Genomic DNA, 23,580 nt, shown 5'->3' with positions numbered 1-23,580 from the left:
GATCACATCCGTTCGGGTGCGCTGACGCCGAGCAGGGCGAGGCCGTTGGCCAGCACCTGCCGCGTGGCGGCGCAGAGCTGGAGGCGGGCCGAGGTCAACTCGGTCGGCTTCTCGTCGCCCATCGGCAGGACCCGGCAGGCGTCGTAGAACTTGTGGTAGGCGCTGGAGAGCTCCTCCAGGTACCTGGCGATCCGGTGCGGCTCCCGCAGCCGGGTGGCCATCTCCACTTTTTCCGGGAAGGCGGCGAGCTCCCGCAGGAGGTCACCCTCCCGCTCGTGGGAGAGCAGGCCGTAGTCGGTCCGCTCCGGGTCGCCGGCGTCCACCCCGAGCTCCAGGGCGTTGCGCTGGATCGAGGCGAGCCGGGAGTGCGCGTACTGCACGTAGAAGACCGGGTTCTCGTTGCTGCGCGAACTCCACAACTCCTGGTCGATGTCCAGCGGGGAGTCCACGGATGCCCGGATCAGCGAGTACCGGGCCGCGTCGACCCCGACGGCGTCCACCAGGTCCTCCAGGGTGACCACGGTGCCCGCGCGCTTGCTCATCCGGACGGTCTCCCCGCCCCGGACGAGGTTGACCATCTGGCCGATCAGGACCTCGACCGTGCCAGGGTCGTCCCCGAACGCGGCCGCGGCGGCCTTCAGGCGGTTGATGTAGCCGTGGTGGTCGGCCCCGAGCATGTAGACGCAGAGGTCGAAGCCCCGGGACCGCTTGTCCAGGTAGTAGGCGAGGTCACCGGCGATGTAGGCGGGCTGCCCGTCGCTCTTGATGACCGGCCGGTCCTTGTCGTCGCCGAACTCGGTGGAGCGGAGCCACCAGGCACCCTCGGAGTGGTAGAGGCTCCCCGCCTCCTTCAGCCGCTCGACCGCCCGGTCCACCGCTCCCGAGGAGTGCAGGGAGTCCTCGTGGAAGTAGACGTCGAAGTCGGTGCCGAAGTCGTGCAGGCTCCCTTTGATCTGCTCGAACATCATGCCGACGCCGACCCGGCGGAAGGTCTCGGCGACCTCGTCCTCCGGCAGGCCGAGCACGTCGGGCTCCGCCTGGAGCACGCTGGCGGCGATCTCGGCGATGTAGTCGCCGCCGTACCCGTCCTCTGGCACCGGCTCGCCCTTGGCGGCGGCGACCAGCGAGCGCACGAAGCGGTCGATCTGGGCGCCCGCGTCGTTGAAGTAGTACTCGCGGGTGACGTCGGCGCCGCGCGCGGCGAACAGCCGTCCCAGGGTGTCCCCGACCGCCGCCCAGCGGGTACCGCCCAGGTGGATGGGCCCGGTGGGGTTGGCGGAGACGAACTCCAGGTTGATCCGGGTGCCGGAGAGCTCGTCGCCCTCACCGAAGTGTTCGCCCCGGCGCAGCACCTCGCGGATGACCAGTCCCTGCGCCTCCGGGTCGAGGCGCAGGTTGAGGAAGCCGGGACCGGCGATGTCCACCGACCGCACGCCGTCCTGGTGCGCCAGCGCCTCGGCGAGCCACCCGGCGAACTCGCGGGGCGCCACTCCGACCTTCTTGGCGACCTGGAGGGCGAGGTTCGTGGCGTAGTCGCCGTGCTCGGGGTTTCTGGGTCGCTCCACGGTCACGGTGGCTGGCAGCACGGTGGTGTCCAGCCCACGGGTGGTGAGCGCTTCCGCTGCGGTGGAACGGATCAGGTCGCTGAGCACGGCGGGGTTCACCCGGGAAAGTCTAGGCAGCCGCCACCACGACAAACGAGCGGGTTGTCCGGTGGGCGCACCGCGTCCCGCCTGCTGGGACGCGGTGCGGCTTGGCCGCCCCGTGGGTGGCCCACCGCGCGTGTTCGCTCACGTCGAGTGCCCCCACCCGGTACCCACACCCGCTTCACCGCCGGGTGCGGACACCGCGCACACGCCCGGCCGGGGCGGGGTCGGCGACCCCCGCGAGGGGTCGGCACCGTCCGCCATCCCGGTCTGACTCTGGGTGAACGAGAGGCCGACCACACGTACCGAATTCCGCTCGCGGCTCATAGACTGTCCGCCGTCAGGTGCGGAGTGCGGTAGTCACGGAGACGAGGTCCGACAGGCATGGCGAGCGGAAAGAGCTCCAAAGCGGTACGCAACGCCCGCGCGGCGACGGCCGTGAAGAAGTCGAAGCCCTGGGGCACGCTGGCCGCGGTGGCGGTGCTGGTGCTGTTCGCCGGCGGCATCTTCACCTACGTCTACACGCAGTACGAGGCGACCGCCGACATCCGCGCCTTCACGCCCTCGGAGGAGAACCAGAACCCGGCCCTGGACATCGAGGGCGTCACCAGCGAGGAGTACGCGGGCCAGTTGCACGTGGTCGCTCCGCAGCGGGTGGCCTACGAGGAGTTCCCGCCCAACGGCGGACCGCACGACGAGGTGTGGGCTGGCTGCAACGGCGTGGTCTACGACGTCCCGGTGCGGAACGAGAACATGGTCCACTCGCTGGAGCACGGCGCCGTCTGGATCGCCTACAACGAGGACCAGATCCAGGGCGACGACCTGGAGACGCTGCGGAACAAGGTCATCGGTGAGCCGGCGATGATGATGTCGCCCTACCCCGACCTCGACAGCCCGATCTCGCTCCAGGCATGGGGCCACCGGTTGAAGGTCGACAGCGCCGACGACGAGCGGATCGACCAGTTCATCACGGCCCTCCAGCTCAACGCCTACGTCTACCCCGAGATCGGTGCCACCTGCATGCCGAACCCGGCCCGCTTCGACGTGGACAACCCGCCGCCCTTCGACCCGAGCGAGCCCGGACCGGACGCCATGCCGATGTCGGCGAACCCGGAGGACTTCGGCGGCTACACCGGTCCCGGTGACGAGATGCTCGACCCCTCGGGCGCCCCGGAGGCGAGCGAGCAGCCGGAGGGCGAGGAGGACCCGGCCACGGACGAGTCGGAGGCCCCCGAGTCCGACGAGGGCGCTGACGCATCCGACGAGGGCGACACCAACGACTGAGGGCTGAGGGCCACGTGGTGACGAGGCACCCGAGGGCGCGGAGCGGGAGCGCCGAGAAGAGCGACGGTTCGCCGCCCCCGGGGGTCGGCTCCGGTGGGCCGCCGTGGATACGGGCGGTGACCCTCGTGGGCGCGGTGCTGGCGCTGCTGCTCCTCGGCGCGGCCGGCGGGATGCTGGTCGGGCTGCCGGGGGCCGGCGGTTCGGCGGCCCCGTCGGCGGAGTCCGTGGACGTCGGCTTCGCGCAGGACATGACGATCCATCACCGCCAGGCGACGACGATGGCGACCCTGTACCGGGTGAACGGGGAGGACCCGTCGATCTCCCAGCTGGCCTTCGACATCGACACCAACCAGCGCGAGCAGATCGGTTGGATGCAGGGCTGGTTGAACATCTGGGACCGTTCGCTGACACCGGTGGACGGCTACATGAACTGGATGACCGGCCCGGAGGGCCACCAGCACCACGGTGCCGTGCCCCAGGACGAGAACGGTGCTCCGGCGATCATGCCGGGGATGGCCAGCGAGGAGGAGCTGGCCGAGCTGCGGGCGGCCCGGGGAGAGGAACTCGACGTCCTGTTCCTCCAGCTGATGCTCCGCCACCACGAGGGTGGCGTCGAGATGGCCTCCTACGCGGCGGAGCGCGCCGGCCGGCCGCAGGTGCGCAACCTCGCGTCGAACATGTTGGAACACCAGACCGCGGAGAGCGCGAAGATGGTGGGCATGCTGCGGGAGCGAGGGGCCGAGCCGCTGCCGTTCGACAACTGACCGACCCCACTGGCGCCGCAATGGCGGGTACTGGTCGGGAGCCTCGCCCCTGCCGCATGCCGGGGTGCTCGTACCCCCACCGCGCTCGGGGCCGGCGGGGCGCTCGTGCCGGCGTACCCACCGCCACCACCCCCGGCGACGAGCCCGCCGAGGCGCACGACTGACCGGCGACGCGCCCGCGCGCTCCTCGGCGGCGGCGCGCGGCAGGTCGTCCCCGCGTCCCGGGCGCGCCCGGCGGGGGTTCGTGGCCCTCTCCCGTTCCGACCTCCCGGGGGCTCGGCCGCCGCCCTCCACCGGTGCCGGTGCGACCGCCGGCGGCGCTGATCGTCCCGCCACCACCGCCGGCTGGCCCCCGGGAGGTCGGGGCGCGCCCGGGCTCGTCGGCGTCCCCACCTCCGGACGGTGCGCGACGGCTGGTCAGACCAGTGGTGGTCCGCCCGGTGCCCCGTCTCGGGCCGAACGGTTCACCAGCTCAACTCGCGGCAGCTCATCGGGAGGTGGGCGGGCTCCACCTGGAGGGTGGCGTGGTGGATGCCGTACTTCTCCGCGAGCATCCGTTGGGCCTCGCCCAGCACGGTCCCGGTGTCGCCGTCGGTCTCGATCGTCAGGTGCGCCTGGAGGACCTCCATGCCGGAGGTGAGGGTCCAGACGTGGAGGTCGTGCACGCCGACCACGGCCGGGAGACCGACGAGGTCCCGCCTGAGCTGGCGCACGTCGACCTCGGCGGGCGCTTCCTGCACGAGGATGCGCAGGGCCTGGCCCGCGAGCCGTGCGGTCCGGGGGATGACGAAGGCCGCGATGGCGACGGCCACGAGCGGGTCGGCGTACCGCCAGCCGAAGAGCAGCGTGACGGCGGCGCCGATGAGCACTCCGACCGAGGCCAGCGTGTCGGCCAGCACCTCCAGGTAGGCGCCCCGCACGTTGATGCTCTCGGCCGCGCCCTGTCGCAGCAGGGCGAAGGCGACGAGGTTGGCGACCAGTCCGGCGGCGGCGGCGATCATGACCGGGCCGCCCTCGACCTCCGGCGGATCCGTGAAGCGGTGGGCGGCCTCGTACAGGATGAAGCCGGCGACCGCGAAGAGCAGCAGGGCGTTGGCCAGGGCCGCGAGCACCTCCAGCCGGTAGAGGCCGAAGGTGCGGCGCGTCCCGGAGGCGCGGCGCGCGGCTCGGCGGGCGGCGGTGATCGCGGCGAGGGCCATCCCGATGCCGAGGACGTCGGTCAGCATGTGGCCGGCGTCCGAGAGCAACGCGAGGGAGCCGGTGGCGAGGGCGACCACGACCTCCACGACGAGGAAGGTGACGAGCACGCACAACGCGGCCACCATCCGCCGCACATGCCTCCCGGACGCGCTCACCGCGTCGGCCGCGGTGATGCCGTGCCCGTGTCCGTGCCCCCGGTGCCCCTCGTCGGAACGACCGCCGTTGTCCGCTGTCATCTCGTCGCCTCCCGGAGCGAACATATAGCGATATGCGCATGAGTACAAGTCCGCAATCGCGCGCTCCCCTGGCCTGGGAGAACGAGGAGGTGAACTCGTTCAGGCGTCAACCAGGGGGGGTGCGCGAACCCCCGATCGGGATGCGCTAAGCTTTCCCCGTCGCCGGCGAGGGGAATCCCGAAACCGACGATGGTGAGCCCTCGTAGCTCAGTGGATAGAGCACTGCCCTCCGGAGGCAGGTGTCACAGGTTCGAATCCTGTCGAGGGCGCAACGAGACCAACGAGCGCGGTGGCGGGCATCCCCCACCGCGCTTCGTCGTGTGCGGTCGACACGTCCTAGTTCCCCCTCGCGGTTTTCGGGAGACCCCAGACCCGGGAGACGGCACGTCTCCTCGACCAACTCCACGCTGGCGGACCGCGGCCGGCGGCTCGCCTCACCCAGGGACGGGGTCGCGCCAGGAGAGCGGTCCGATTCCGCCATCGAGCTGTCCCCGGGACCCACGGGGGCGCGCGGCGCCCCACCGAAGCTGACGTGACGGTGGCGGCTTGCCTCCTCCCGGGCCGAGGGAGGCCGGGACGCTGCGCGAGCGAGCCGGTGCACGGGCGGGAGCGAGGCGTTCCCGCCGGCAGGAGAACGACGAGACGTTCCCGCGCCGACGGCCAACCACCGCCGCGCCGCCCGGCTCGGCAGCTGACCCCCGGCACGGAGACCCGAGGGCGCTCCCCAGCCCGCTCTCGCCCGCCCGGGTACGCCAGTCGGGACCGCACGAGCGCCCAGGAGCGGCGGCCCTGGGGGACGAGGTCCTCGTCGGCGTCCCGACACCCACCACCAGCCCAGCCCGCGTCCCCACCGGCGGGGAGGGCCGAGCCCGGGACCATCCGCTCACGGAGGAGGCGGGTCGCCAGGCTCAGGAGGGGACCGGCGTGTCGTCGCGGTCGCCCACGAGTTCCTCGATGGCGGCGAGGGCCTCCTCGGTGGGCAGGTCCTCGTCGAGCACCAGGTGCAGCATCAGCCCGTCGAGCAGCGCCACCACCAGGGTGGCGACACCGGCGCAGCGGCTCGCCGACCAGTGCGGTCGGAGCGTGGCCAGCCGGTCGGCGGCCTGCGCCCTCGACTGGCGCATCTGGTCCCGCATCACGGCACCGAGGTTGCTGTCCCGCATCGCTCCGACAACGAGTTCGACCGCGAGCCGGCTCGCCCGCGTGCTCCCGGAACTCGGCAGCAGACCACGCAGCGTGTCCAGGGCGGCCTGTTCGTCGGAGGCCTCCAACAGCTCGTCGATGACCGGGTTGATCACGAGGTCACCCGCGCGTTCGGCTATCGCGCGGTGCAGGTTGCCGACACCCCCGAAGTGGTAGTGGATCAGCCCGACGTTCGCGGTCGCCCGCTCGGCGACCGCACGGGTGGTCACGGCGGGCCATCCGCCCTCCGCCAGCAGGTCGACGCCGACCGCCACCAGCTGCTCACGGCGTCGTTCACCTCGCCCGGGACCTGGTCGATCGACTGTTTTGGTCACTCGACCAAATTAGCACCCCGGCGGGCGCCGTACCCGGAGTTTGCGCGATTCCCGGCGGTTCGGCCCGGAGAACGGCGGAATCGGCCGGTGACCATCGCGGGCAGGATGGACGCGTCGCGCCCCCGCCGACGGGAGCGCGGCGATCGTCCGACGGGGCGGCACCCGTTCGGCGGTTACCGAGCGTCAGAACGCTGCCGGCGGCGACCGGGTGCCCCACCACTGGGCGACCCTGGTGCCACCAGGTAGTTTCCACAGTGGAAGCTCCGGTGCACGCGTTTCCCGTGCTGCCACGCTCGGCACCTGGGATGACGTCGAAGCGACGGAAAGCCGCGTCAGGGGAACCCGCCCAGACCCGACGTCGGCTCGAGTTGGCAAGATACGGACTCGCCGGTGCCTCGTGACGTCTCGCGCGGAACGCGGAAGCAGAAAGGATCCTGGTGAACTCGCAAACCATCCAGGTCGACGACCTCCGCCTGCTCGCAGTGCCCAATGCCGTGAATCTCGCCGATCTCTTTCTCCGGTTCACCCTGTCCGAGTGGTCCTTACGCCCCTTGCAGGACGACGCGTCCCGCGTGATGAGCGCGCTGGTCACGGCCACCGTCGAGGACACCGACCAGCAGTCGGCGGGCTTCATCACGGTGCGCCTGCGCCTGCGCGGTGACTGCCTCGTCGTGGAGGTCGAGACCGAACGGTTCAACGAGCACGCCCCGGTGCTGGCCCAGTTGTCGGAACTGCGCACCGGGCTCGTTCCGCTCGACGGCGGAATCCGACTCGCCTGGTGTGAGCTCCCCCTGCCGACGGGGTTGAACGGCACGGCGGTCCCCCTGCCCCAACGGGAGCGACGCCCCTCCCCCGCCGCCGAGGCGATGGCGGGGGAGCCGGACGACTTCGACCCCCAGGTCATGCAGCGGCTGCTGTTCGGCCTGAGCGGAGCGGGCAAGCCCCCGCACGACGACGGCCTGGGCAACTGACGCCGCACCTCCGGGGCGGGGCGGTTTCGCCCCGCCCCGATCGGCGCGAGGTCCGTCCGGAAGGGTGACCGATCCGCGGGCCGCGCCCGAAGGCCGACGTCATCCACCCGACCGCGGCCGTGGTGCGCGCGCTGACCTCTCCTCGTGACTCCGGGGACGGGCTGGAGCGGAGCACCCGGCCGGGCCGTCACACCTCGGTCGCGGCCGACAGGTCCCACCGACCTGGTTCAGCGGCGCGGGGGCAGGCCCCCGAGGGCCTGGCCGGTGCGGTAGAGGCTGATCAGCAGTGGGCGCAGCGCTGTCCCGCGCTCGGTCACCGCGTACTCGGTCCGCGCCGGGAAGCCGGGGGCGCGCGTCCTGCCGACCAGGCCGCGCGCCTGGAGCTCACCCAACCGCTCGGTCAGCACCTTCGCGCTCAGGGTGGGAAGTCGGCGCCGGAGTTCCGTGAAGGAGCAGGGCCCGTGCAGGAGTTCCCGTAGCACCAGCGTGGTCCAGCGACCGGAGACGGCCGCCAGCGCGACCTCGACCGGGCAGTCCGGGTCCGGCCGCTGGGTGCGCCCCGCCACGTCCGGGACCAGCTCTCGGTCCCAGCCGCCGTCGGCCCTGACCACGGTTTCCGTTTGGTTACCCACGTGCGCCTCCTGTTGGCTCCGCTCCATGAGCGAGACTCCGACCCACATCCAACTCACGACGGACCCCGCACGGCACCCCGAGGTCTTCGCCTCGGCGTTCAACACCGGCGACGTCGACATCCTGGAACAGGTGTACGAGCCCGGGGCGCTGTTCGTTCCCCAACCCGGCACGGCCGTGACGGGGGAGGCACGGCGACTGGCCAACGCGGAGTTCCTGGAACTCGGGCTGCCCATCACCGTCTCCCCCCGCCACGTCTACGCCCTGGACGACGTCGCACTCTTGATCGTCGACTTCGTGATCGCCGGAACCGCGCGGCACGGCGGCTCCGTCCGCATCGAGGGAACGGCGACGGACGTGGCGCGCCGGGGGGCCGACGGGTACTGGCGCTACGCCATCGACAACCCCTTCGGCGTCGCGGAGGGGCCGGCGGGGTCGGGGCGAGCCAGCACCGCCTAACGGAGCAGGCGGAACCAGCCCAGGTCGATCTCTATCGGCAGGACCAGCAGGGGGAAGGTGAGGACGAGGCAGATCGCGCACAGCAGGAGGATGACCCGCCTGGTGGTCGGCGAGTCGCCCACCACCGCCGACAGGAGCGACACCGCGAGGCGAATCGCTTCCAACACCCCACCGCGCGAACCCCACCGTTCACCGGTCTTGCCCCCGACCTCGGTTGCGTCGAGCCAGGGGTCACGGCCTACTGTCATCAGGTTGGTCCTCCCTCGGAGCGCCAGGCGGACGCTGATCTCTGCCAGGAGCGGGCGTCCGCGAGCGCGGCTGGTGGCGACCGACCGGGGCGGCTTCCTTCCGAGGAAGCCGCCCACCACCGGCACCAATTCGTGCAAAGCAACCTACACCGGTGGGTCGATATCGCGACTACTGGCTGCCACCACTCGCTCAGCGGGCAGAAATCTTCCACGAACGGCCCAAGACGAGAGCCAAGGCGGTCAGCAGAACTAATATCGGCTGGTAGACGCAGTTCACTCGAGGCTGGAACACTCGTGGCGCCCTCGGCACGGCCCCATGCGCCGCCCGCGACTCGGACCTCCCCACCACCCGATCGTCCACGTCAGCCACCCCCAGTTCGACTACTCAGGGTAGTTTTCGGCCATGCCAAGCCTTCCCCCGCAAGCACTAATATTCCCTCGGCATATCGCCCACCGGTGATATGCTCGTCGCTCTCAGTCCCCACCGCCACGGGCGGGCTCCCCGCGTCGCGGTCGGAGCGACGGCGCCTTGAGGACGAGGCCGGCACGTCGCGCCTCGACTCCCCTCCCCCCGTGGTGGCCGAGCGGTTTGGAGCGGTGCCCACCGTTCCCGGGCTGGTAGGGTCCGTCGCGATGTCGCTCGCGCGGGGAGAGTGAGGTGCCGGTGCGCGTCGCCAGCTCGGCCCTCCCACCGCCACGGGAGCCCCCCACGAGGGTGGCCGGTCCTGCCCCCAGGGCGCGGACCAGCCGCGCTCCGCAGCCACGACCGGCGCGCTGGCCCCAGGCGGTCCCAGCGGTGGCCCCCATCCCGTCGCCCGCGCTCGAGTCGACCCGTCGAGCCCTTTCCACGCCGCACCCGGTGCTGCCCCCCTCGGACACGAAACGGGCGACCGGCACCAACGGCTACACGAACTCCTGGGGAACCAACGCGCACGGCGAACTCAGCGGATGCCCGCCGCCCCGTTCCCACGCCCTGGTCAGCGCCTCCTCTCCGCGCTGACCCGCTCCGTGGCCCCGGTCGGGACGCCACGGTCGTTCGCCCTACCCGGATTTCGCCCTCCTCGGGCTCCGGCTGTCACCGCCTTCCTCGTCCCGTGACCCGCGTCGCGGGACCACCGAGTGACGGCTGCCCCGAAGCCGAGCTGAGAGGTCACTCGTTTGGTCCTGCCACTGGTTCTCGCGGCGCTCACCGCGCTGGCGCTGGCGGCTCCCCTGCTCGACCGGTTCCTGGGCCGGTCGACGGGTTGGCCGTTGGCCGCCGCGTTCCTGGGCCTCGCCGCGCTCGTCGCCACCCGGGCACCCGAAGTGCTGTCCGGGGCCGGGGCCCCGTCCTTCGACGCACCGTGGATGCCCGCCGTCGGTGTGGGCTTCCACCTGCGGCTGGACGGTCTCGCCCTGCTGTTCGTCTCGCTCGTCCTGGTCGTGGGCGCACTGGTGATGGCCTACTCGGCCAGCTACTTCTCCCACGGGCGGCACGGCGACTTCTACCTGCTGATGACGCTGTTCGCCGCGGCGATGTTCGGTCTCGTCCTCGCCGACGACGTGGTGCTGCTGTTCGTCTTCTGGGAGATCACCACGATCTGCTCGTTCTTCCTCATCGGGAGATCGGGGTTGTCCGCGAGCCGCCCGGCGGTGCGGACGCTGATCCTCACGGCCGCGGGTGGCCTCGCGCTGCTCACCGCCGTGGTCCTGATGTGGGTGACCACCGGGACGACCCGGCTCAGCGTGATCCTGGAGCACTCCGCCTGGACCGACGACCCGGCCTTCGCCACCGCCGTCGCGGTCCTGGTGATCCTCGCCGCCTTCACCAAGTCCGCGCAGTTCCCGTTCCACTACTGGTTGCCCGACGCCATGGCCGCCAGCACACCGGTGAGCGCATACCTGCACGCCGCGGCGATGGTGAAGGCGGGGATCTACCTGCTGATGCGGTTCTCCCCCGCGCTGGCCGACCACGCGGTCTGGCAGACCGCGCTGATCGGCTTCGGCCTGGTGACCGCCGTCCTCGGCGCGCTGTTCGCCCTGCAACGCCACGACCTGAAGGAGCTGCTGGCCTACTCGACGGTGAGCCAGCTCGGGTTCCTCGTCGCGATCATCGGGGTGGGCACCCCGGCGGCGATGGCGGCCGCCACGGCCCACACCCTCGCGCACGCGCTGTTCAAGGCCACCCTGTTCATGCTGGTCGGCGTGGTGGACCGCGAGGCGGGCAGCCGGGACATCCGGAAGCTCACCGGTCTCCGACGGGTCATGCCGGTCACCGCGACGCTGACGGGGCTGGCGGCCCTGTCGATGGCCGGTGTTCCGCCGCTGCTGGGCTTCGTCAGCAAGGAGAGCATGTTCGGCGCCTTCCTCGACGCCCCGGGCCCCGGATGGGTGGGGCCGGTCGTGGGCGGGGTCGCCGTGGTGGGGGCGATCCTCACCTTCGCCTACTCCTTCCGGCTGGTCTACGGGGCTTTCGGCGGGCCCACCGAGCAGAGCCACCTCCGGGAGCCGAAGGCGGCGTTCCTGTTCCCCGCCGCCGTGGCGTCGGTGGCGGGTCTGGTGCTCGGGCTGGTGGTCCCGCTGCTCAACCCCCTGGTGGACCGGGTCGTCACCGATACCTGGGGGCTGGTCCACGACAGCGACCTCGCGCTCTGGCACGGTTTCTCCACCGCGCTGGGGATGTCGGTGGTCGTCCTCGGCGCCGGGACGGTGCTCTTCCTCCGACGGGCGTGGCTCGACCGGGTGTTGGACCGCTCGTTGTTCCCCGTCCGGGGGACGGAGGTGTTCGAACGCCTGTACCGGGGGACGATCGCGCTGGGTGCGCGGGTGGGTGATCTCACCCGGAGCGACTCCCCCGCCCAGCACCTCGCGATGCCCTTCGTGCTGCTGGCGGTGCTGGCCTCGGTCGCGTTGTCGGCCGGTCTCGCCGTCGGCGACTTCCCCGCTCCGGTGAGCCGGCCGATGGACTGGGTGCTCGTCGCCCTGATCGCCGCCTCGGTGCTCGGAGCGGTGGTGGCGCGCTCCCGCCTCGCCGCGCTGGGGTCGATCGGGGTGGGGGGTTTCACCGTCGCCCTGTGGTTCTTCACGCTCGGCGCCCCCGACGTCGGTCTGACCCAGCTGCTGGTCGAGGTGCTCACCGTCGTCGTCGCGGTCCTGGTCCTCCGGCGGCTGCCACGGTCCTTCCACCCCACGGGGAGGGTGCGGAGGGCCGCCGCCGCGGTCCTCGCGATCGTCGCCGGTGGGGTCGCCGCGCTCGCCACCTACACGATGACCGGTCGCCGGGAGCTGTCCCCCGCGGCGGACTACTTCCTGACCGAAGCCGAGAACGAGACCGGCGGCACCAACGTCGTGAACACCATCCTGGTGGACTTCCGCGCGTTGGACACGCTGGGGGAGCTGACCGTGCTCGGCATCGCCGGGCTGGTGATCGTGGCCGTGCTCAACGCCAACGGCCTGCTGCCGAACCGGCAGCCGACGGCCATCCACCGGTTCGCCGGCAGTCCCATTGATTCGCCGACCGATGCCACCATCCTGTTCCGCACCGTGGGGCGGTGGTTGGCGCCGCTGGTGATCCTGTTGTCGGCCTACCTGCTCCTGCGGGGCCACTACGAGCCGGGCGGCGGGTTCATCTCGGCGCTGGTGGGCGGCGCCGGGTTCGCCCTGGCCTACCTCAGCGCGCCGAGTTCGGACCGCGCCCCGATCCGCTGGCCCTACATCGCCCTGATCGCCTCCGGTGTCGGGGTCGCGGTGTTGACGGGGGTGGCGGGCTACCTGGAGGGGAGCTTCCTCCGGCCAGTCCACCTGGACATCCCGCTCCCCTGGGGGGGTGAGTACCACTTCACCTCGGCCCTGGTCTTCGACGTCGGTGTCTACCTGGCGGTGATCGGTGTCGTGGTCACGGCGTTGAACCGGCTGGGAGGGGATTCCGGCCCGCCGGGCGGGATGCCTCGTTCGCGGGGCGCGTCCAGGTCCGGTCGGAGCGCGGGGAAGGAGACCCGATGACTCTCGCGATCTCCGTCGGCCTGCTGGTGGCCGGCGGCGTGTACCTGGTGGTGCAGCGCGGCATGGTGCGCATCACCTTCGGCTTCGTCCTGCTCGGCCACGCGGTGAACCTGCTGCTGGTGTCGGGTGGGGGCGCGTTCCGCAGGGAGGCCCCGCTGATGTCGGAGACGGACGCCTCGGTGGCGGCCGATCCGCTGCCGCAGGCGTTCGTCCTCACCGCGATCGTGATCGCGTTCGCGATCACCGTCTACATGCTCACCCTCGCCGGGGTCGGCAAGCGGGACGATGACACGCGGGGCGGCCCGGCCGTGTCCGGCGAGAAGGACGAGGAGAAGGCATGACCGGCGCTCTCCTGCCGTTGGCCGTGGCGGTGCCGCTGCTCGCCGCCGCGGTGTTGACCGTGCTCCGGGAACCCGCCCTACCGCGCCGGGCGATCCTGCTCGGAACGAGCGCGCTGAGCCTCGGGTTCGGTGTCCTGCTCGTCGTCGCCAGCTGGGACGGCGGCATCGTCTCGCACAACGTCGGTCTCTGGCCGAACGGGATCAGCATCCCGTTCGTCGGGGACATGTTCGGCGCCCTGATGATCGTGGTGACCTCCCTGCTGACACTGGTGTGCTCGGCGTTCGCGATCGCCGCGGGTGACGAGGAACGCAGGTTCTTCGCGCCGCTGGTCCTCGTCCTGGCGGCGGGGGTGAACGGGGCGCTGCTCACGGCGGACCTGTTCAACCTGTTCGTCTTCATCGAGGTGATGTTGCTGCCCTCGTACGGGCTGCTGGCGATGCTCACCGGCATCCGGGGGGTGCGGGCCGGCCGGCTGTACGTGGCGATGAACCTGCTGACCTCGACGGTGTTCCTCGCCGGCGTCGGCCTCGTCTACGGGGTGACGGGCACCGTCAACCTCGGGGAGCTGGCCGGGCTGGCCGCCGAATCCGAACTGGTGGCCACGGCGGTGGCGGTCGTGTTGATCGCCCTGTCGGTCAAGGCCGCCGTCGTCCCGGTGCACGGCTGGTTGGCCAGGACCTACCCCTACGCCTCCCCCGCGGTGACCGCGTTGTTCTCCGGGCTGCACACCAAGGTGGCGATCTACGCGATCTACCGGGTGTACGCGGTGGTCTTCGAGGGGGACAGCACCTACCTGTGGATCGGTGTGGTCGCGATGGGCGTGACCATGGTGGTGGGGGTGCTCGGCGCGGTCGGGGAGAACACGACGCGGTCGATCCTCGCGTTCCACATGATCTCCCAGATCGGCTACATCCTGCTGGGGGTGGCGCTGTTCGGCCCGCTCGGCCTGACCGCCGGCATCTTCTACCTGTTGCACCACATGGTCGTGAAGGCGTCGCTGTTCCTGTCCACCGGAGCGGTGGAGGTCACCTACGGGACGAACCGGCTGGACCGGCTGGGTGGGGTGGCCAGGACGGAACCGCTGCTCGCGGCGGCCTTCCTCGGTGCCGCCCTGTCGCTGGCCGGGATGCCGCCCTTCTCCGGGTTCGTGGCGAAGTTGACGCTGGTGCGGGCCGCCTTCGACGAGGGGCAGGTCGCGGTGGCGGTGGTCGCCGTGGCGGTCAGCCTGCTCACGCTGATGTCGATGCTGAAGATCTGGGGCGGGGTGTTCTGGGGCCGGTCCCCGGAGGACGTCGCGGGGCACCACCTCGAACGGCACCCGAGAGGAGCACTGCTCACCAGGGTCCGGCCGGCACTCGTGCTGCCAGCCCTGGTCCTCACCGGGGTGACCCTCGGGGTGGGTATCGGGGCGCAGGGCCTGCTGGTGCTGGCGGAACAGGCGGCGGCGGGACTGCTGGACACGTCCGGCTACATCGAGGCGGTGATCGGCCGATGACACGGCACCTGGCACGGATCCTCCGGCTGGTCGGGTTCCTGGGGTACTACCTGCTGGAACTCGTGAAGGCGAACGTCTCGGTGATCAGGGAGACCCTGGTCCCGAGTGACCGGTTGCGGCCCGGCATCGCCGAACTGCCGCTGCGCTGCCGGACGGACCTGGAGATCACGATGATCGCGAACCTGATCTCGTTGACCCCGGGGACGCTGACGGTGGCGGTCAGGGCGGAGCCGCCGACCCTGTGGGTGCACGGGATGTTCGCGGAGGACCGCGAGGCGTTCCGTGCCGAGTTGTACGAGATGGAGGGTCGGATGCTGGTGGCGATGCGGTTGTCCGCCGCCGCCGGCGCGCTGCCCGGTCCGGGGCCGGCGGATGGCCCCGCGTCCGAGGCGGGTGACGCGGCGCGTCGGTCCGCCGACCGCAGCGAGGACGGAGACGAGACGTGATCCTCATCGACGTGGCGATCGTGCTGGTCGCCCTGAGCCTGCTCGCAGCCGTGGTCCGGTTGGTGCGCGGCCCCTCCGACGCGGACCGGGGTCTCGCCGGGGACCTGGTCTTCTTCGGTTTCGTCGCGCTCGTCGCCCTGGTCGGCCTCCGCGCGGACAGCGAGCTCGTCTTCGACGTGGTCCTGGTGGCCACCCTGGTCGGGTTCCTGGCCAGTCTCTCGATCGCCCGGCTCGTGACAGGGGGGAAACGATGAGCGTGCTGCTCGGTCACGTGGGAACCGCGCTGGTCGTGGTGGGTGCCCTCGTGCTGGCGGTGGCCGGGGTCGGGCTGCTGCGCCTGCCCGACCTGTACACGAGGGCCAGCGCGGTGACCACGGCTTCGGGTCTCGGGGTGGGGCTGGTGCTGGTGGGTGTGCTGCTGCACCACCCCAGCCTCGGGAACACCGTGAAGGTGGTGTTGGCGGTCGTGGTGCAGCTGACGACGGCGGCGGTCGGCGGTTACGCGATCGCCAGGGCCGGCTACCTCACCGGTGTCCCGCTGGCGAAGCGGACCCGCTACGACGAACTGGGAGCGGTGGTGCGGACCGCGCGGGGCGGTCCGGAACGGCCGGGCCGGCGCCGCCGTCCCGGCCGTCGGCGGGGACGGGGACGGGGCTGAGCCACGGGCCTGGCCGGGCCGTCGCGTCCGGTCAGGCCCCGGGGCCGACGACGCGGGTGGTGCGCCCTCTGGCTGCCACCACGTCCCCCGGGGCGAGCTGGCGGCCCCGCCTGGTCTCCGGCTGGTCGTTGACCGTGACCTGCCCCGACTCCAGCATGTCCCTGGCGTCACCGCCGTCGGAGGCGAGGTCGGCGAGCTTGAGGAACTGACCGAGTCTGATGCTGCCGTCCCGGATCGGCACGTCGTCCATGCCGACCATCATGCCGGTGCCGGGCGCGGCGCCGGCCACCCGCTCCTCGGGCGCCCGGCCGTGGCGTGCGGCGCCGGTGCTCGGCGTTCCCCAGGACGCGGAGCGGGCCGGGTGGGAGCGCCGGGTGTGGGTTCCCCGACGCTCCCCGACCGCGGTGCGATGACGCCTCGGTCAGCCGAGCTGGGCCTGGATGTCGGCGGCGTAGGTCGAGACGCGGGCGTAGACGCCGGGGTAGCCGGCCCAGGCGCAGCCGTTGCCCCAGGAGACGATGCCGATCAGCTTCCCGTCGACCACCAGCGGGCCGCCGGAGTCACCCTGGCAGGCGTCGTAGCCGCCCTCCGGGAACCCGGCGCACACCATGGCGGTGCTGTTGTACTGGGAGTAGGCCCCCGCGCAGGTGGCGTCGCTGGTCACCGGGACGTCCACCTCCAGCAGGTAGCGGGAGGCGGCGCCGCCGGAGGAGGTCGCCCCCCAGCCGAGGACCTTGCTGGTGGTGCCGGCCTCGTACAGCGCCGTGTCGGCGGGTGTGGCGAGCGGCAGCGTCTCGTAGGGGAGGTCGCGGTCCAGGGTGAGCACCGAGACGTCCTCGCCGATCAGGTAACTCCGGTAGTCGGGGTGGTTCCAGATGCTGGTGACGGAGGCGACCACGCCCGCCGTGCCGTTCTTGTCCTCGCGGCCCGCGACGACCCGGACGGCCGAGGCGGAGCGGTTGATCGTGCAGTGCGCCGCCGACACGACCTTGTTCGGCGCGACGAGCGCTCCGCCGCAGAACTGGGAGCCGGCGGTGTTGGTCAGGTAGACGGCCCACGGGTAGTCGGAGATGCTGGCCCGGGTTCCGCCGACGATGCGGGTGCCGACGTCTCCCGCCTCGGTGCCGGGCACGGTGGAGGCGGGGGCCCCGGCGATGGGCTCCGTCTCGGCCGCGGCCTGGATGCCCGTGAGCGGGAGGAGCGCGGCGGCGAGCATGGCGCCGAGGGCGGCCCACCGTCGGGACTTCGTGTTAGCCACGTTGGTCTCCTTCGTTCGCGACGCCGTGTGGACGAACCTGCGGCAGGGAGTGGCCGTCCGGCATCAGGAACATCAAACAGACGGTCCACACGCCAACGACAGGCCCAATAGAGGTAACCCGAAGAGACTCCACAATTACCTTCGGTAATCACGGTTGGTGTTCACACGACCGTCATGAGCCGCTGGTCAGGACGTCATGCGCGGGTGGACGCGACGGCACCACCGGGGCCACCGGCCCCGAGCACCAACCACCCGCCCCAGTGGACGCGGGCGCGATCAGGGCACGACGAGTCGCGGCGGCGAGGGAATTCGGGGCCGCCCCAGTGCCCGGCGGGCTCGGCCCCGCTCGACGAAGGCGCGGCGAGCGCCGCCGATCCCGTCGAGGTGCCGCCGGGTCCCAGCCCAGGCGCGCACTCCGTTGGCCCGTGTCCCGCGGTGCCGCGCCCGCCACGCCGACGGCATCGAGGTCGAGTGGGTGGAGTGGACTGAGCACCTCGTCCGGTGGCTGAGGCCAGGGCGTGTGTCCGGAACCGGACCCGACCTGAGCCGTGCGGCGGCTGACCCGCCCCGGGCGCGGGGAGTCGACCCGCTCCGCCCGAGTTGTCGGTCTCCTCCCCCAGGCTGGGGACGACAGTGATCACCGGAGAGGAGAACGGACATGCGGGACCACGCGCAGGGCACCATCGGCACCGTCACGGGGTTCGACCTCACCGTGTCGGACACCCGGGGCATCCGGGACTTCTACGCGGCGGTGGTGGGCGGGGAGGCACGGCCCCTCGGGTTGGGGGACCGCGACGACTACCAGATGCTGGCCGCCGACGACACTCCCAGGGCCGGGGTGTCCCCTCGGCGCGGCGCCAACGCCGACCGACCCGCGCACTGGCTGAGTCACGTCACCGTCGCCGACCTCGACACCAGCCTGGAGCGGGTGCGCGCCCTCGGCGGCCGGGTGCTGACCGAACCCCGGGGCACCGGGCCGGGCGCCTACGCCGTCATCGCCGACCCCGCCGGGGCGGTGCTGGCACTACGGCAACGAGCGGTGGACGGATGAGGACCGGCTCGGCGGGCGCGCACCGGACGTCCGGGCCCGAGCCGCCGTAGCCTCGGAAGGACAGCCACGTCCACCTGGGAGCGGAACCCGACCATGACCACCCGTGACGTCCCACCCCGCGAAGTCGACCCCGGTGGGAGTTGCCTGGTCCTCGGCGGTGCCGGGGCGGTGGGCCGCCACCTCGCCCCGATGCTGGGGCAGGTCGTGCCGGGTGTGGTGGTGGTCGCGAGCCGGTGTCGCCACCGGGCGGCCGCCGTCGCCGCCACGGTCCAGGGCGGGAGCACCGCCGTCCAACTCGACCCGCACGACCCGACCGCCCTCTCCGAGGCCCTCCGGGACGTCGGGACGGTCGTGAACTGCGTGGAGGACCCCGAGGGGTGGGTGGCGGGCCGCTGCGCGGAACGCGGAGTCCGCTACGTCGACATCAGTGCCAACGCCGAGGTGCTGGGCGCCGTCGAGGCACGACGAGCGGACTTCCTCCGCAGCGGGACGACGGCGGTGCTCAGCGTGGGTGTCGCGCCGGGCCTGACGAACCTGCTGGCCACGCACGCGGTCTCCCGGCTGGCGGAGGCACCGGCCAGGGTCGAGATCGGCGTCCTGCTCGGGACGGGCGAGGCGCACGGAGCGGCCGGCGCGCGCTGGACGGCCGAAGGGCTGGCCGCCGCCCCCCGTGGTCGCGGCGCCGGCGGCAACCCCCGCCTCACCCGGTTCCCCGAGTTCGGTGCGCGCCGCGCGTACCCCTTCCCCTTCTCCGACCAGGAACACCTGCGGGCCACCCTCGGGGTGCCGGTGACGACGCGGTTGTGCTTCGACAACCCGGCGGTGACGGCGGCGGTGTTCCGGGCCCGCCGGGCGGTGCGCCCGCTGGTGGCGCGTCTCGGAGCCGGTGGGCGGGTGGCGGCGACCGCTGGCCGGGTCCGCCTCGGGGGCAGCCGGTTCGCCGTCGTCGCCGAAGCCGTCGGGGCCGGGGGCGGGTCGGCGCGCTTCGGGGTGACCGGGGACGGGCAGAGCAGGGCGACCGCCCTGGTCGCCGCCCGGGTCGTGGAGCTGATGACCAGCGGTGCCCACCCGCCCGGCGTGTTCCACCTCGACCAGTTCGTCGAGCCGGCGCGGTTCCTCTCGTCCCTCACCGGCGCGGGGCTGCGGTGGCACGAGCGGAGGAACGTCGGCTCGCGCTGAACGTCGCGGATCGCGGGAGCGAAGGGCCGGCTGGAGTGGCGCACCCGACGGTGGGAGGTCATCGGCGGGCTCCTCCGCATCGGCCAGCCGGACGTGTCGACGCATGGGCACTTTCTCGCGCGAGACGTGCTCGTGGGGGAGGCGAGCTCACCCACCGATCCGCCACGCGATGTCGCGATGCCGGGCGTGACGAACGCGGGGAGCCCCGCCAACTCCGCCGGGTCGGCAGGCGGCAACTCGAAAGGGCCTGACGCCGGCCATAGCCCGCTCTCTTCGTGGTGATGGGCGTACTTCAGGTTGACCTCAGCCACAAGGCATCGAGGGCCAGCCTTGCCAGCCTGGGATCTCACAGTAAGGTGCCCTTAGTGGTGACCCCGCTACGTCCAGTCACCGCCCTGGTTCAGGACCCGGACCGGCTGAAGCACCTGGCCGAGCGTCATCCCGTGCTGGTCTCGCTGACGGCCATACCCGGCACAGTCCACTTGGAAGTGAAGCGTGATCGGCATGATGAGTGCGCACCCCGCGAGCGGAAGGACGACGCCGGAGTGATCGTTGACTCGGTGATGACCGACCACCCGTCCTGGCTCGCTAGCGGTACTGGCGCCTTCCGAGCTGTGCGCTGCGGAAACGCCGTCTGGGCGATGACCGTCGCCTCCGCCGAGGACGGTTGTCGCCACCGCACCGCCGTCGATCGCGTGTCCGGTGATGGGGAGGCGCCAGTGGTCGACGTGGTTGATCCCGCGACTCTGACCGGGGCAGGCGACATCGTCGACAACCTGCGTGCCGCTGGACAAGTGGCGCGGTGGCGCAACCCGGATCTGTGGGACGCGTTGGCCACCTCGATCGTGCGGCAGGTCATCCGGGCGGGTCAGGCCCGCAAGCTCTACCGCGCCTTCGGCCAAGCCCACGGCGAGCCGGTAGTCACCTCGCACGGCCAGACGTGGCTGTTCCCTGATCCGGCGACGGTGCTCGAGCTGTCCGACGCCGAGTTCACGCGGCTGGGCATGGCGTTCAAAGCACGTCCCTTGCGCGCCGCCGCGGAAGCGTACCTGGAGTTCGGCGCCAAGTGGGCCGAACTCGAGCCGTCCACGCTGGTCGGCGAGGTGCAGAACGTACCGCGAATCGGTCCCTGGACCGCCGGCGCGACCGTAGCCGACCTCACCAACGACTACACCCTGTATCCCTTCGCCGACCTCGCCGTCCGCACCTGGGCGAAACGCCTCGCACCGCAGCGACTTTGGCCGGATACCGAGCCGGAGTTCGCGCGGGTGTGGGCGGAGGCGGCGGGGGGGCAGCTGTCCGCGCGGACCCTGCTCACTCTCGCCTGGGGAGTACGCCATGCCCGCACAACCGGAGTCGTCGCTCTCTAACCTGATCGCCGGTGCCGAGCACACCCGCCCGCTCGATGCCATCTTCGTCAACGCGCCCCTACGCGACTACACCCAACGGCCACGGGTCAACGACTTCACCCTGCCGGTCCTCGGCATGGGCTACCTCGCGACCTACGCCACGGCCCAGGGGTTCAACGTCGGTGTCCTGGATGCCGAAGCGCACGGCCAAGGCATCGCCGCAACCGTCGACCTGATCAACAGGCGGGGGCCTCGGTGGGTCGGGTTCAATCTGCTCGCTCCGACCTATGAGATCAGCGCTCGCATCGCCGCCCAACTCGATCCCTCGATCAAGGTCATGCTCGGCGGGCACCAAGCCAAGGCGATGCCCACCGAAATCCTGAACGACCCGCGTATGGCTGGGTGCGAAGCTCTGGTGCTGGGTGAGGGAGAGACCCGCGTGGCGGCCCTGTTGGCTGATCAGGGAGCCCGCGCCGACCTGCCCGGAGTGATGTGGCTGGACCCGATTCTGAAGTCTCCGGTTACCGGCGGGAAGCCCGGGACGGCGCACCACCTGGCGCCAGATATCAACGCTCTGCCCTTCATTGACCGCCGTTTCCTGGCCCAGGACCCACACCACGAGAACGGGCGGTGGGAAGCCAACATGGTCGGGGCACGAGGTTGCCCCTACGACTGTTCCTTCTGCGGCGCCGCTGTCTCAGCCAACCCGGACATCACCATCCGCACCCGTGACCCGTACAACATCCTCGCCGAGATGCACCAGCTCCGCGAGCAAGGCGTCACCGCGTTCCGCTTCGTCGACGACCTGTTCCTCGGCGCTCGGCGGGTCATCGAGCGGACGATGAACGCCTTCGCAGCCGACAGGGTCGGCGACTGGGCGGTGTGGGACGCTACCGGCCGCATCAACGTACTGGACCGCGCCAGTGACACCACCCTGGACAGGTTGGCACGTAACGGGTTACGCGAAGTCGCACTCGGGATCGAATCCGGAAGTCAACGGATCCTGGAGCTGATCGACAAACGCATCGATCCCGGTATGACCCAGCGTGTCGTGCGGAGGCTGACCGAACGCGGGATCAGTGTCAAGGGCTACTTCATCCTCGGATTCCCCACTGAGACGGTGGCCGAGATCGACTCCACCGTACGTCTGGTCCACGAACTCTGGAACCTCACCGAAGCGCTACCCGGACGATTCCGGGCCTCAGCTTTCGAGTATCGGCCCTATCCGGGGACCCCGGACTGGCACCGGCTCCTCGCGACCGGTCGCTACAGCACGGCCCAACTGCTCGATTACAGCGCCGTCGACCTCACCGGTGCCGGCCTGGACGAATCCATGCGAGAGCGCGACGAATTCAACTTCTCCGTCAACCTGCCCTTGGCCGAGGCACCGATCGACTACGTCCGCACGCGACTGGTCGCGCTCTCCCGCGAGCAGTACACCCGCAAGGCCACCGCCGCATGACCGCCACCGACTCGGTAACCGGGCATCGCGGGGTGTTCGTCACCCTCGACGGGATGGGTGGCGCTGGCAAGTCCACCACCACCCGGCATCTGAATGAGCACCTCGCCGCACAGGGGTACACGGTGCATGTCACCACCGAGCCCTCTCATGCCGAGTTGGGCGCAATCGCTCGTCACGGCACCGACACCTACAGCCGGCACGCCCTGGCCTGTCTGGTGGCCGCCGACCGCTACCACCACCTGGCCACCGAGATCCGCCCCAATCTGGCGGCTGGACGCATCGTCCTCTGCGACCGCTACGTCGCCTCCTCCTTCGTGTTGCAACGCATGGACCGTGTGCCCATCGAGTTCGTCGAAGCGCTCAATGCCGCCGCCGACATCCCGGACCTAGCGGTCATCCTGATTGCCGACGCGACCGTCACCGCTGGCCGGATCGAGAGGCGAGGCTCGCACAGCCGCTTCGAGAGCGGCCTGGCCACCAGCCGCGCCGAAGCCGAGCTCTACCAGGACACGAGCCGGCGCCTGGGTGCAGGCCGCTGGCCGCTGCTGACGGTGGACACCACCCGCACCCCCATCGCTCACGTCACAAGCCTGATCGCCAAGCGAATCGCCCACCTGGCGGGCCTCCCGCACGCCGATCCGGCCACCCCCTAAGCTCCGTTTGGTCCAGACCACGGGGGAGCCCTGCACTTGAGCGCTGCCCCCTACTGACCGCGCCGCAAGGGACTTGATGATGGCCGACCGTCACCTGATCGACGTCCACCTGCTCCTCGTGCGCGACGACCAGCTCCTGCTCAGTCGGCGGCGCGACACCAACCCGAGCTTCGACGGGCTGTGGCACCTGCCCTCAGGGAAACTCGACGCGCGTGAGTCCGTCCTGGACGCCGCAGCCCGGGAAGCCCACGAGGAGGTGGGGGTCCTCATCGATCCGAGCGATCTGTGGCACGTGCACACCCTGCACGTCAACGGCTCCGGCCCCGACTCCCGCCTCGGGCTGTTCTTCGAGACCCGCCGGTGGGTTGGTGAACCCACCAACCGCGAACCCGACAAGTGCTCCGCGGTGTCCTGGTTCCCGCTCGACGCGCTTCCCGAGAAGATCATCGCCTACCCGGCGGCGGGTATCCACGCCTACCGCGCCGGCACCTCGTTCAGTGTCCACGGCTGGGCTGCGCGGCCCGTCCCCGCCAGTACGGCCGGCTGAGACAGCGTCCGCGACGCCCAGCTCGTCCCTCGCGCGCTCGGGGGTGGACGTCCCCGGTGCCGGCACGTCCACCGGGCCAACGTGCGCCGGCATGGACCGGGCGGGCCAGCCCAGGCTTCGCGCTGATCACGCAATGCGACCAAACGGCTCCAGGGACAATGCCACACTGCTAGTTTGATCTTTCATTGAGGCGACGCGAGCCGC

Annotated in this window: 23 protein-coding genes and 1 tRNA gene; 17 read left to right on the top strand and 7 right to left on the bottom strand. The window is 71.4% G+C overall.

The genetic code is table 11. The features are described from left to right. Positions 1-2: 2 nt before the first annotated feature. On the bottom strand, positions 3-1,664 hold the full coding sequence (gene argS / locus C1701_RS17570; RefSeq protein ID WP_026418640.1) for an arginine--tRNA ligase: 1,662 nt from the start codon (positions 1,662-1,664) through the stop codon (positions 3-5). Between the two features lie 366 nt (positions 1,665-2,030). Here argS and C1701_RS17565 point away from each other — a divergent pair, with 366 nt between their 5' ends. Then, entirely contained in the window at positions 2,031-2,930 is a 900-nt protein-coding gene (locus C1701_RS17565) for a DUF3105 domain-containing protein (protein WP_030105523.1), read from the top strand. Positions 2,931-3,046: 116 nt separating this feature from the next. After that, entirely contained in the window at positions 3,047-3,694 is a 648-nt protein-coding gene (locus C1701_RS17560; RefSeq protein WP_248784471.1) for a DUF305 domain-containing protein, read from the top strand. Between the two features lie 464 nt (positions 3,695-4,158). On the opposite strand, the gene C1701_RS17555 is transcribed toward C1701_RS17560, so the two are convergent. Continuing rightward, a complete protein-coding gene (locus C1701_RS17555) occupies positions 4,159-5,130 on the bottom strand; it encodes a cation diffusion facilitator family transporter (RefSeq protein WP_051712959.1) in 972 nt (323 codons plus the stop codon). A gap of 196 nt (positions 5,131-5,326) precedes the next feature. Between C1701_RS17555 and C1701_RS17550 the strand changes: the two genes are divergently transcribed. Continuing rightward, positions 5,327-5,399, top strand: a tRNA-Arg gene (locus C1701_RS17550). A 639-nt stretch (positions 5,400-6,038) separates the two neighbouring features. Here C1701_RS17550 and C1701_RS17545 read toward each other — a convergent pair. Then, positions 6,039-6,647, bottom strand: coding sequence for a TetR/AcrR family transcriptional regulator (locus tag C1701_RS17545; RefSeq protein WP_026418644.1), 609 nt, complete (start codon positions 6,645-6,647; stop codon positions 6,039-6,041). A 437-nt stretch (positions 6,648-7,084) separates the two neighbouring features. Here C1701_RS17545 and C1701_RS17540 point away from each other — a divergent pair, with 437 nt between their 5' ends. Next, positions 7,085-7,618 (top strand): hypothetical protein, encoded by a 534-nt coding sequence (locus tag C1701_RS17540; RefSeq protein ID WP_026418645.1) that lies wholly within the window; start codon positions 7,085-7,087, stop codon positions 7,616-7,618. 227 nt (positions 7,619-7,845) lie between these two features. On the opposite strand, the gene C1701_RS17535 is transcribed toward C1701_RS17540, so the two are convergent. Then, positions 7,846-8,250, bottom strand: coding sequence for a winged helix-turn-helix transcriptional regulator (locus C1701_RS17535; RefSeq protein ID WP_245588772.1), 405 nt, complete (start codon positions 8,248-8,250; stop codon positions 7,846-7,848). A 25-nt stretch (positions 8,251-8,275) separates the two neighbouring features. Between C1701_RS17535 and C1701_RS17530 the strand changes: the two genes are divergently transcribed. Next, positions 8,276-8,707, top strand: coding sequence for a YybH family protein (locus C1701_RS17530; protein ID WP_016697463.1), 432 nt, complete (start codon positions 8,276-8,278; stop codon positions 8,705-8,707). Here the strand turns inward: C1701_RS17530 and C1701_RS17525 are convergent. Next, entirely contained in the window at positions 8,704-8,955 is a 252-nt protein-coding gene (locus C1701_RS17525) for a hypothetical protein (protein ID WP_337661796.1), read from the bottom strand. The two genes, C1701_RS17530 and C1701_RS17525, sit on opposite strands and share 4 nt — an antisense overlap. Positions 8,956-10,113: 1,158 nt before the next feature. On the opposite strand from C1701_RS17525, the gene C1701_RS17520 reads away from it, so the two are divergent. Genes C1701_RS17520 through mnhG form a run of 6 tightly spaced genes read left to right on the top strand, consistent with a single transcriptional unit; the run spans position 10,114 to position 15,877 of the window. Continuing rightward, complete coding sequence (locus tag C1701_RS17520) at positions 10,114-12,936, top strand: DUF4040 family protein (protein WP_026418650.1); 2,823 nt, start codon at positions 10,114-10,116, stop codon at positions 12,934-12,936. Next, on the top strand, positions 12,933-13,277 hold the full coding sequence (locus tag C1701_RS17515) for a sodium:proton antiporter (RefSeq protein WP_016697459.1): 345 nt from the start codon (positions 12,933-12,935) through the stop codon (positions 13,275-13,277). The genes C1701_RS17520 and C1701_RS17515 overlap by 4 nt, the downstream gene beginning before the upstream one ends. After that, complete coding sequence (locus C1701_RS17510) at positions 13,274-14,773, top strand: monovalent cation/H+ antiporter subunit D family protein (RefSeq protein WP_103056280.1); 1,500 nt, start codon at positions 13,274-13,276, stop codon at positions 14,771-14,773. Before C1701_RS17515 ends, C1701_RS17510 begins: the two co-directional genes overlap by 4 nt. Further along, positions 14,770-15,219: a Na+/H+ antiporter subunit E gene (locus C1701_RS17505; RefSeq protein WP_103056279.1), complete on the top strand. Its 450-nt coding sequence runs from the start codon at positions 14,770-14,772 to the stop codon at positions 15,217-15,219. The genes C1701_RS17510 and C1701_RS17505 overlap by 4 nt, the downstream gene beginning before the upstream one ends. Next, positions 15,216-15,473, top strand: a complete 258-nt coding sequence (locus C1701_RS17500) for a monovalent cation/H+ antiporter complex subunit F (RefSeq protein WP_103056278.1) — start codon at positions 15,216-15,218, stop codon at positions 15,471-15,473. The genes C1701_RS17505 and C1701_RS17500 overlap by 4 nt, the downstream gene beginning before the upstream one ends. Then, a complete protein-coding gene (mnhG, locus tag C1701_RS17495) occupies positions 15,470-15,877 on the top strand; it encodes a monovalent cation/H(+) antiporter subunit G (protein ID WP_103056277.1) in 408 nt (135 codons plus the stop codon). Before C1701_RS17500 ends, mnhG begins: the two co-directional genes overlap by 4 nt. A 31-nt stretch (positions 15,878-15,908) precedes the next feature. Here mnhG and C1701_RS17490 read toward each other — a convergent pair whose 3' ends face one another. Beyond that, positions 15,909-16,127: an RNA-binding S4 domain-containing protein gene (locus C1701_RS17490; RefSeq protein ID WP_051313905.1), complete on the bottom strand. Its 219-nt coding sequence runs from the start codon at positions 16,125-16,127 to the stop codon at positions 15,909-15,911. Positions 16,128-16,298: 171 nt separating this feature from the next. After that, complete coding sequence (locus tag C1701_RS17485; RefSeq protein ID WP_051712961.1) at positions 16,299-17,093, bottom strand: S1 family peptidase; 795 nt, start codon at positions 17,091-17,093, stop codon at positions 16,299-16,301. A 700-nt stretch (positions 17,094-17,793) separates the two neighbouring features. Between C1701_RS17485 and C1701_RS17480 the strand changes: the two genes are divergently transcribed. From C1701_RS17480 to C1701_RS17450, 6 genes are all read left to right on the top strand, one after another. Continuing rightward, on the top strand, positions 17,794-18,186 hold the full coding sequence (locus C1701_RS17480) for a VOC family protein (RefSeq protein ID WP_103056275.1): 393 nt from the start codon (positions 17,794-17,796) through the stop codon (positions 18,184-18,186). A gap of 93 nt (positions 18,187-18,279) precedes the next feature. After that, positions 18,280-19,365, top strand: coding sequence for a saccharopine dehydrogenase NADP-binding domain-containing protein (locus tag C1701_RS17475; RefSeq protein WP_103056274.1), 1,086 nt, complete (start codon positions 18,280-18,282; stop codon positions 19,363-19,365). 368 nt (positions 19,366-19,733) lie between these two features. Further along, positions 19,734-20,735 carry a hypothetical protein gene (locus C1701_RS17465; RefSeq protein ID WP_337661795.1) on the top strand — a complete coding sequence of 334 codons (1,002 nt, stop codon included), beginning with the start codon at positions 19,734-19,736 and terminating at the stop codon, positions 20,733-20,735. Next, positions 20,704-22,176 carry a B12-binding domain-containing radical SAM protein gene (locus C1701_RS17460; protein WP_016697087.1) on the top strand — a complete coding sequence of 491 codons (1,473 nt, stop codon included), beginning with the start codon at positions 20,704-20,706 and terminating at the stop codon, positions 22,174-22,176. The genes C1701_RS17465 and C1701_RS17460 overlap by 32 nt, the downstream gene beginning before the upstream one ends. Next, on the top strand, positions 22,173-22,829 hold the full coding sequence (tmk, locus tag C1701_RS17455) for a dTMP kinase (RefSeq protein WP_016697086.1): 657 nt from the start codon (positions 22,173-22,175) through the stop codon (positions 22,827-22,829). The genes C1701_RS17460 and tmk overlap by 4 nt, the downstream gene beginning before the upstream one ends. A 79-nt stretch (positions 22,830-22,908) precedes the next feature. Beyond that, positions 22,909-23,376, top strand: a complete 468-nt coding sequence (locus C1701_RS17450) for an NUDIX hydrolase (RefSeq protein WP_030105541.1) — start codon at positions 22,909-22,911, stop codon at positions 23,374-23,376. Positions 23,377-23,580: the final 204 nt, after the last annotated feature.

This window comes from Actinoalloteichus sp. AHMU CJ021, assembly GCF_002895405.1.
In the GTDB taxonomy this organism is placed as follows: domain Bacteria; phylum Actinomycetota; class Actinomycetes; order Mycobacteriales; family Pseudonocardiaceae; genus Actinoalloteichus_B; species Actinoalloteichus_B caeruleus.
This window is presented reverse-complemented; position numbering and strand designations above follow the sequence as displayed.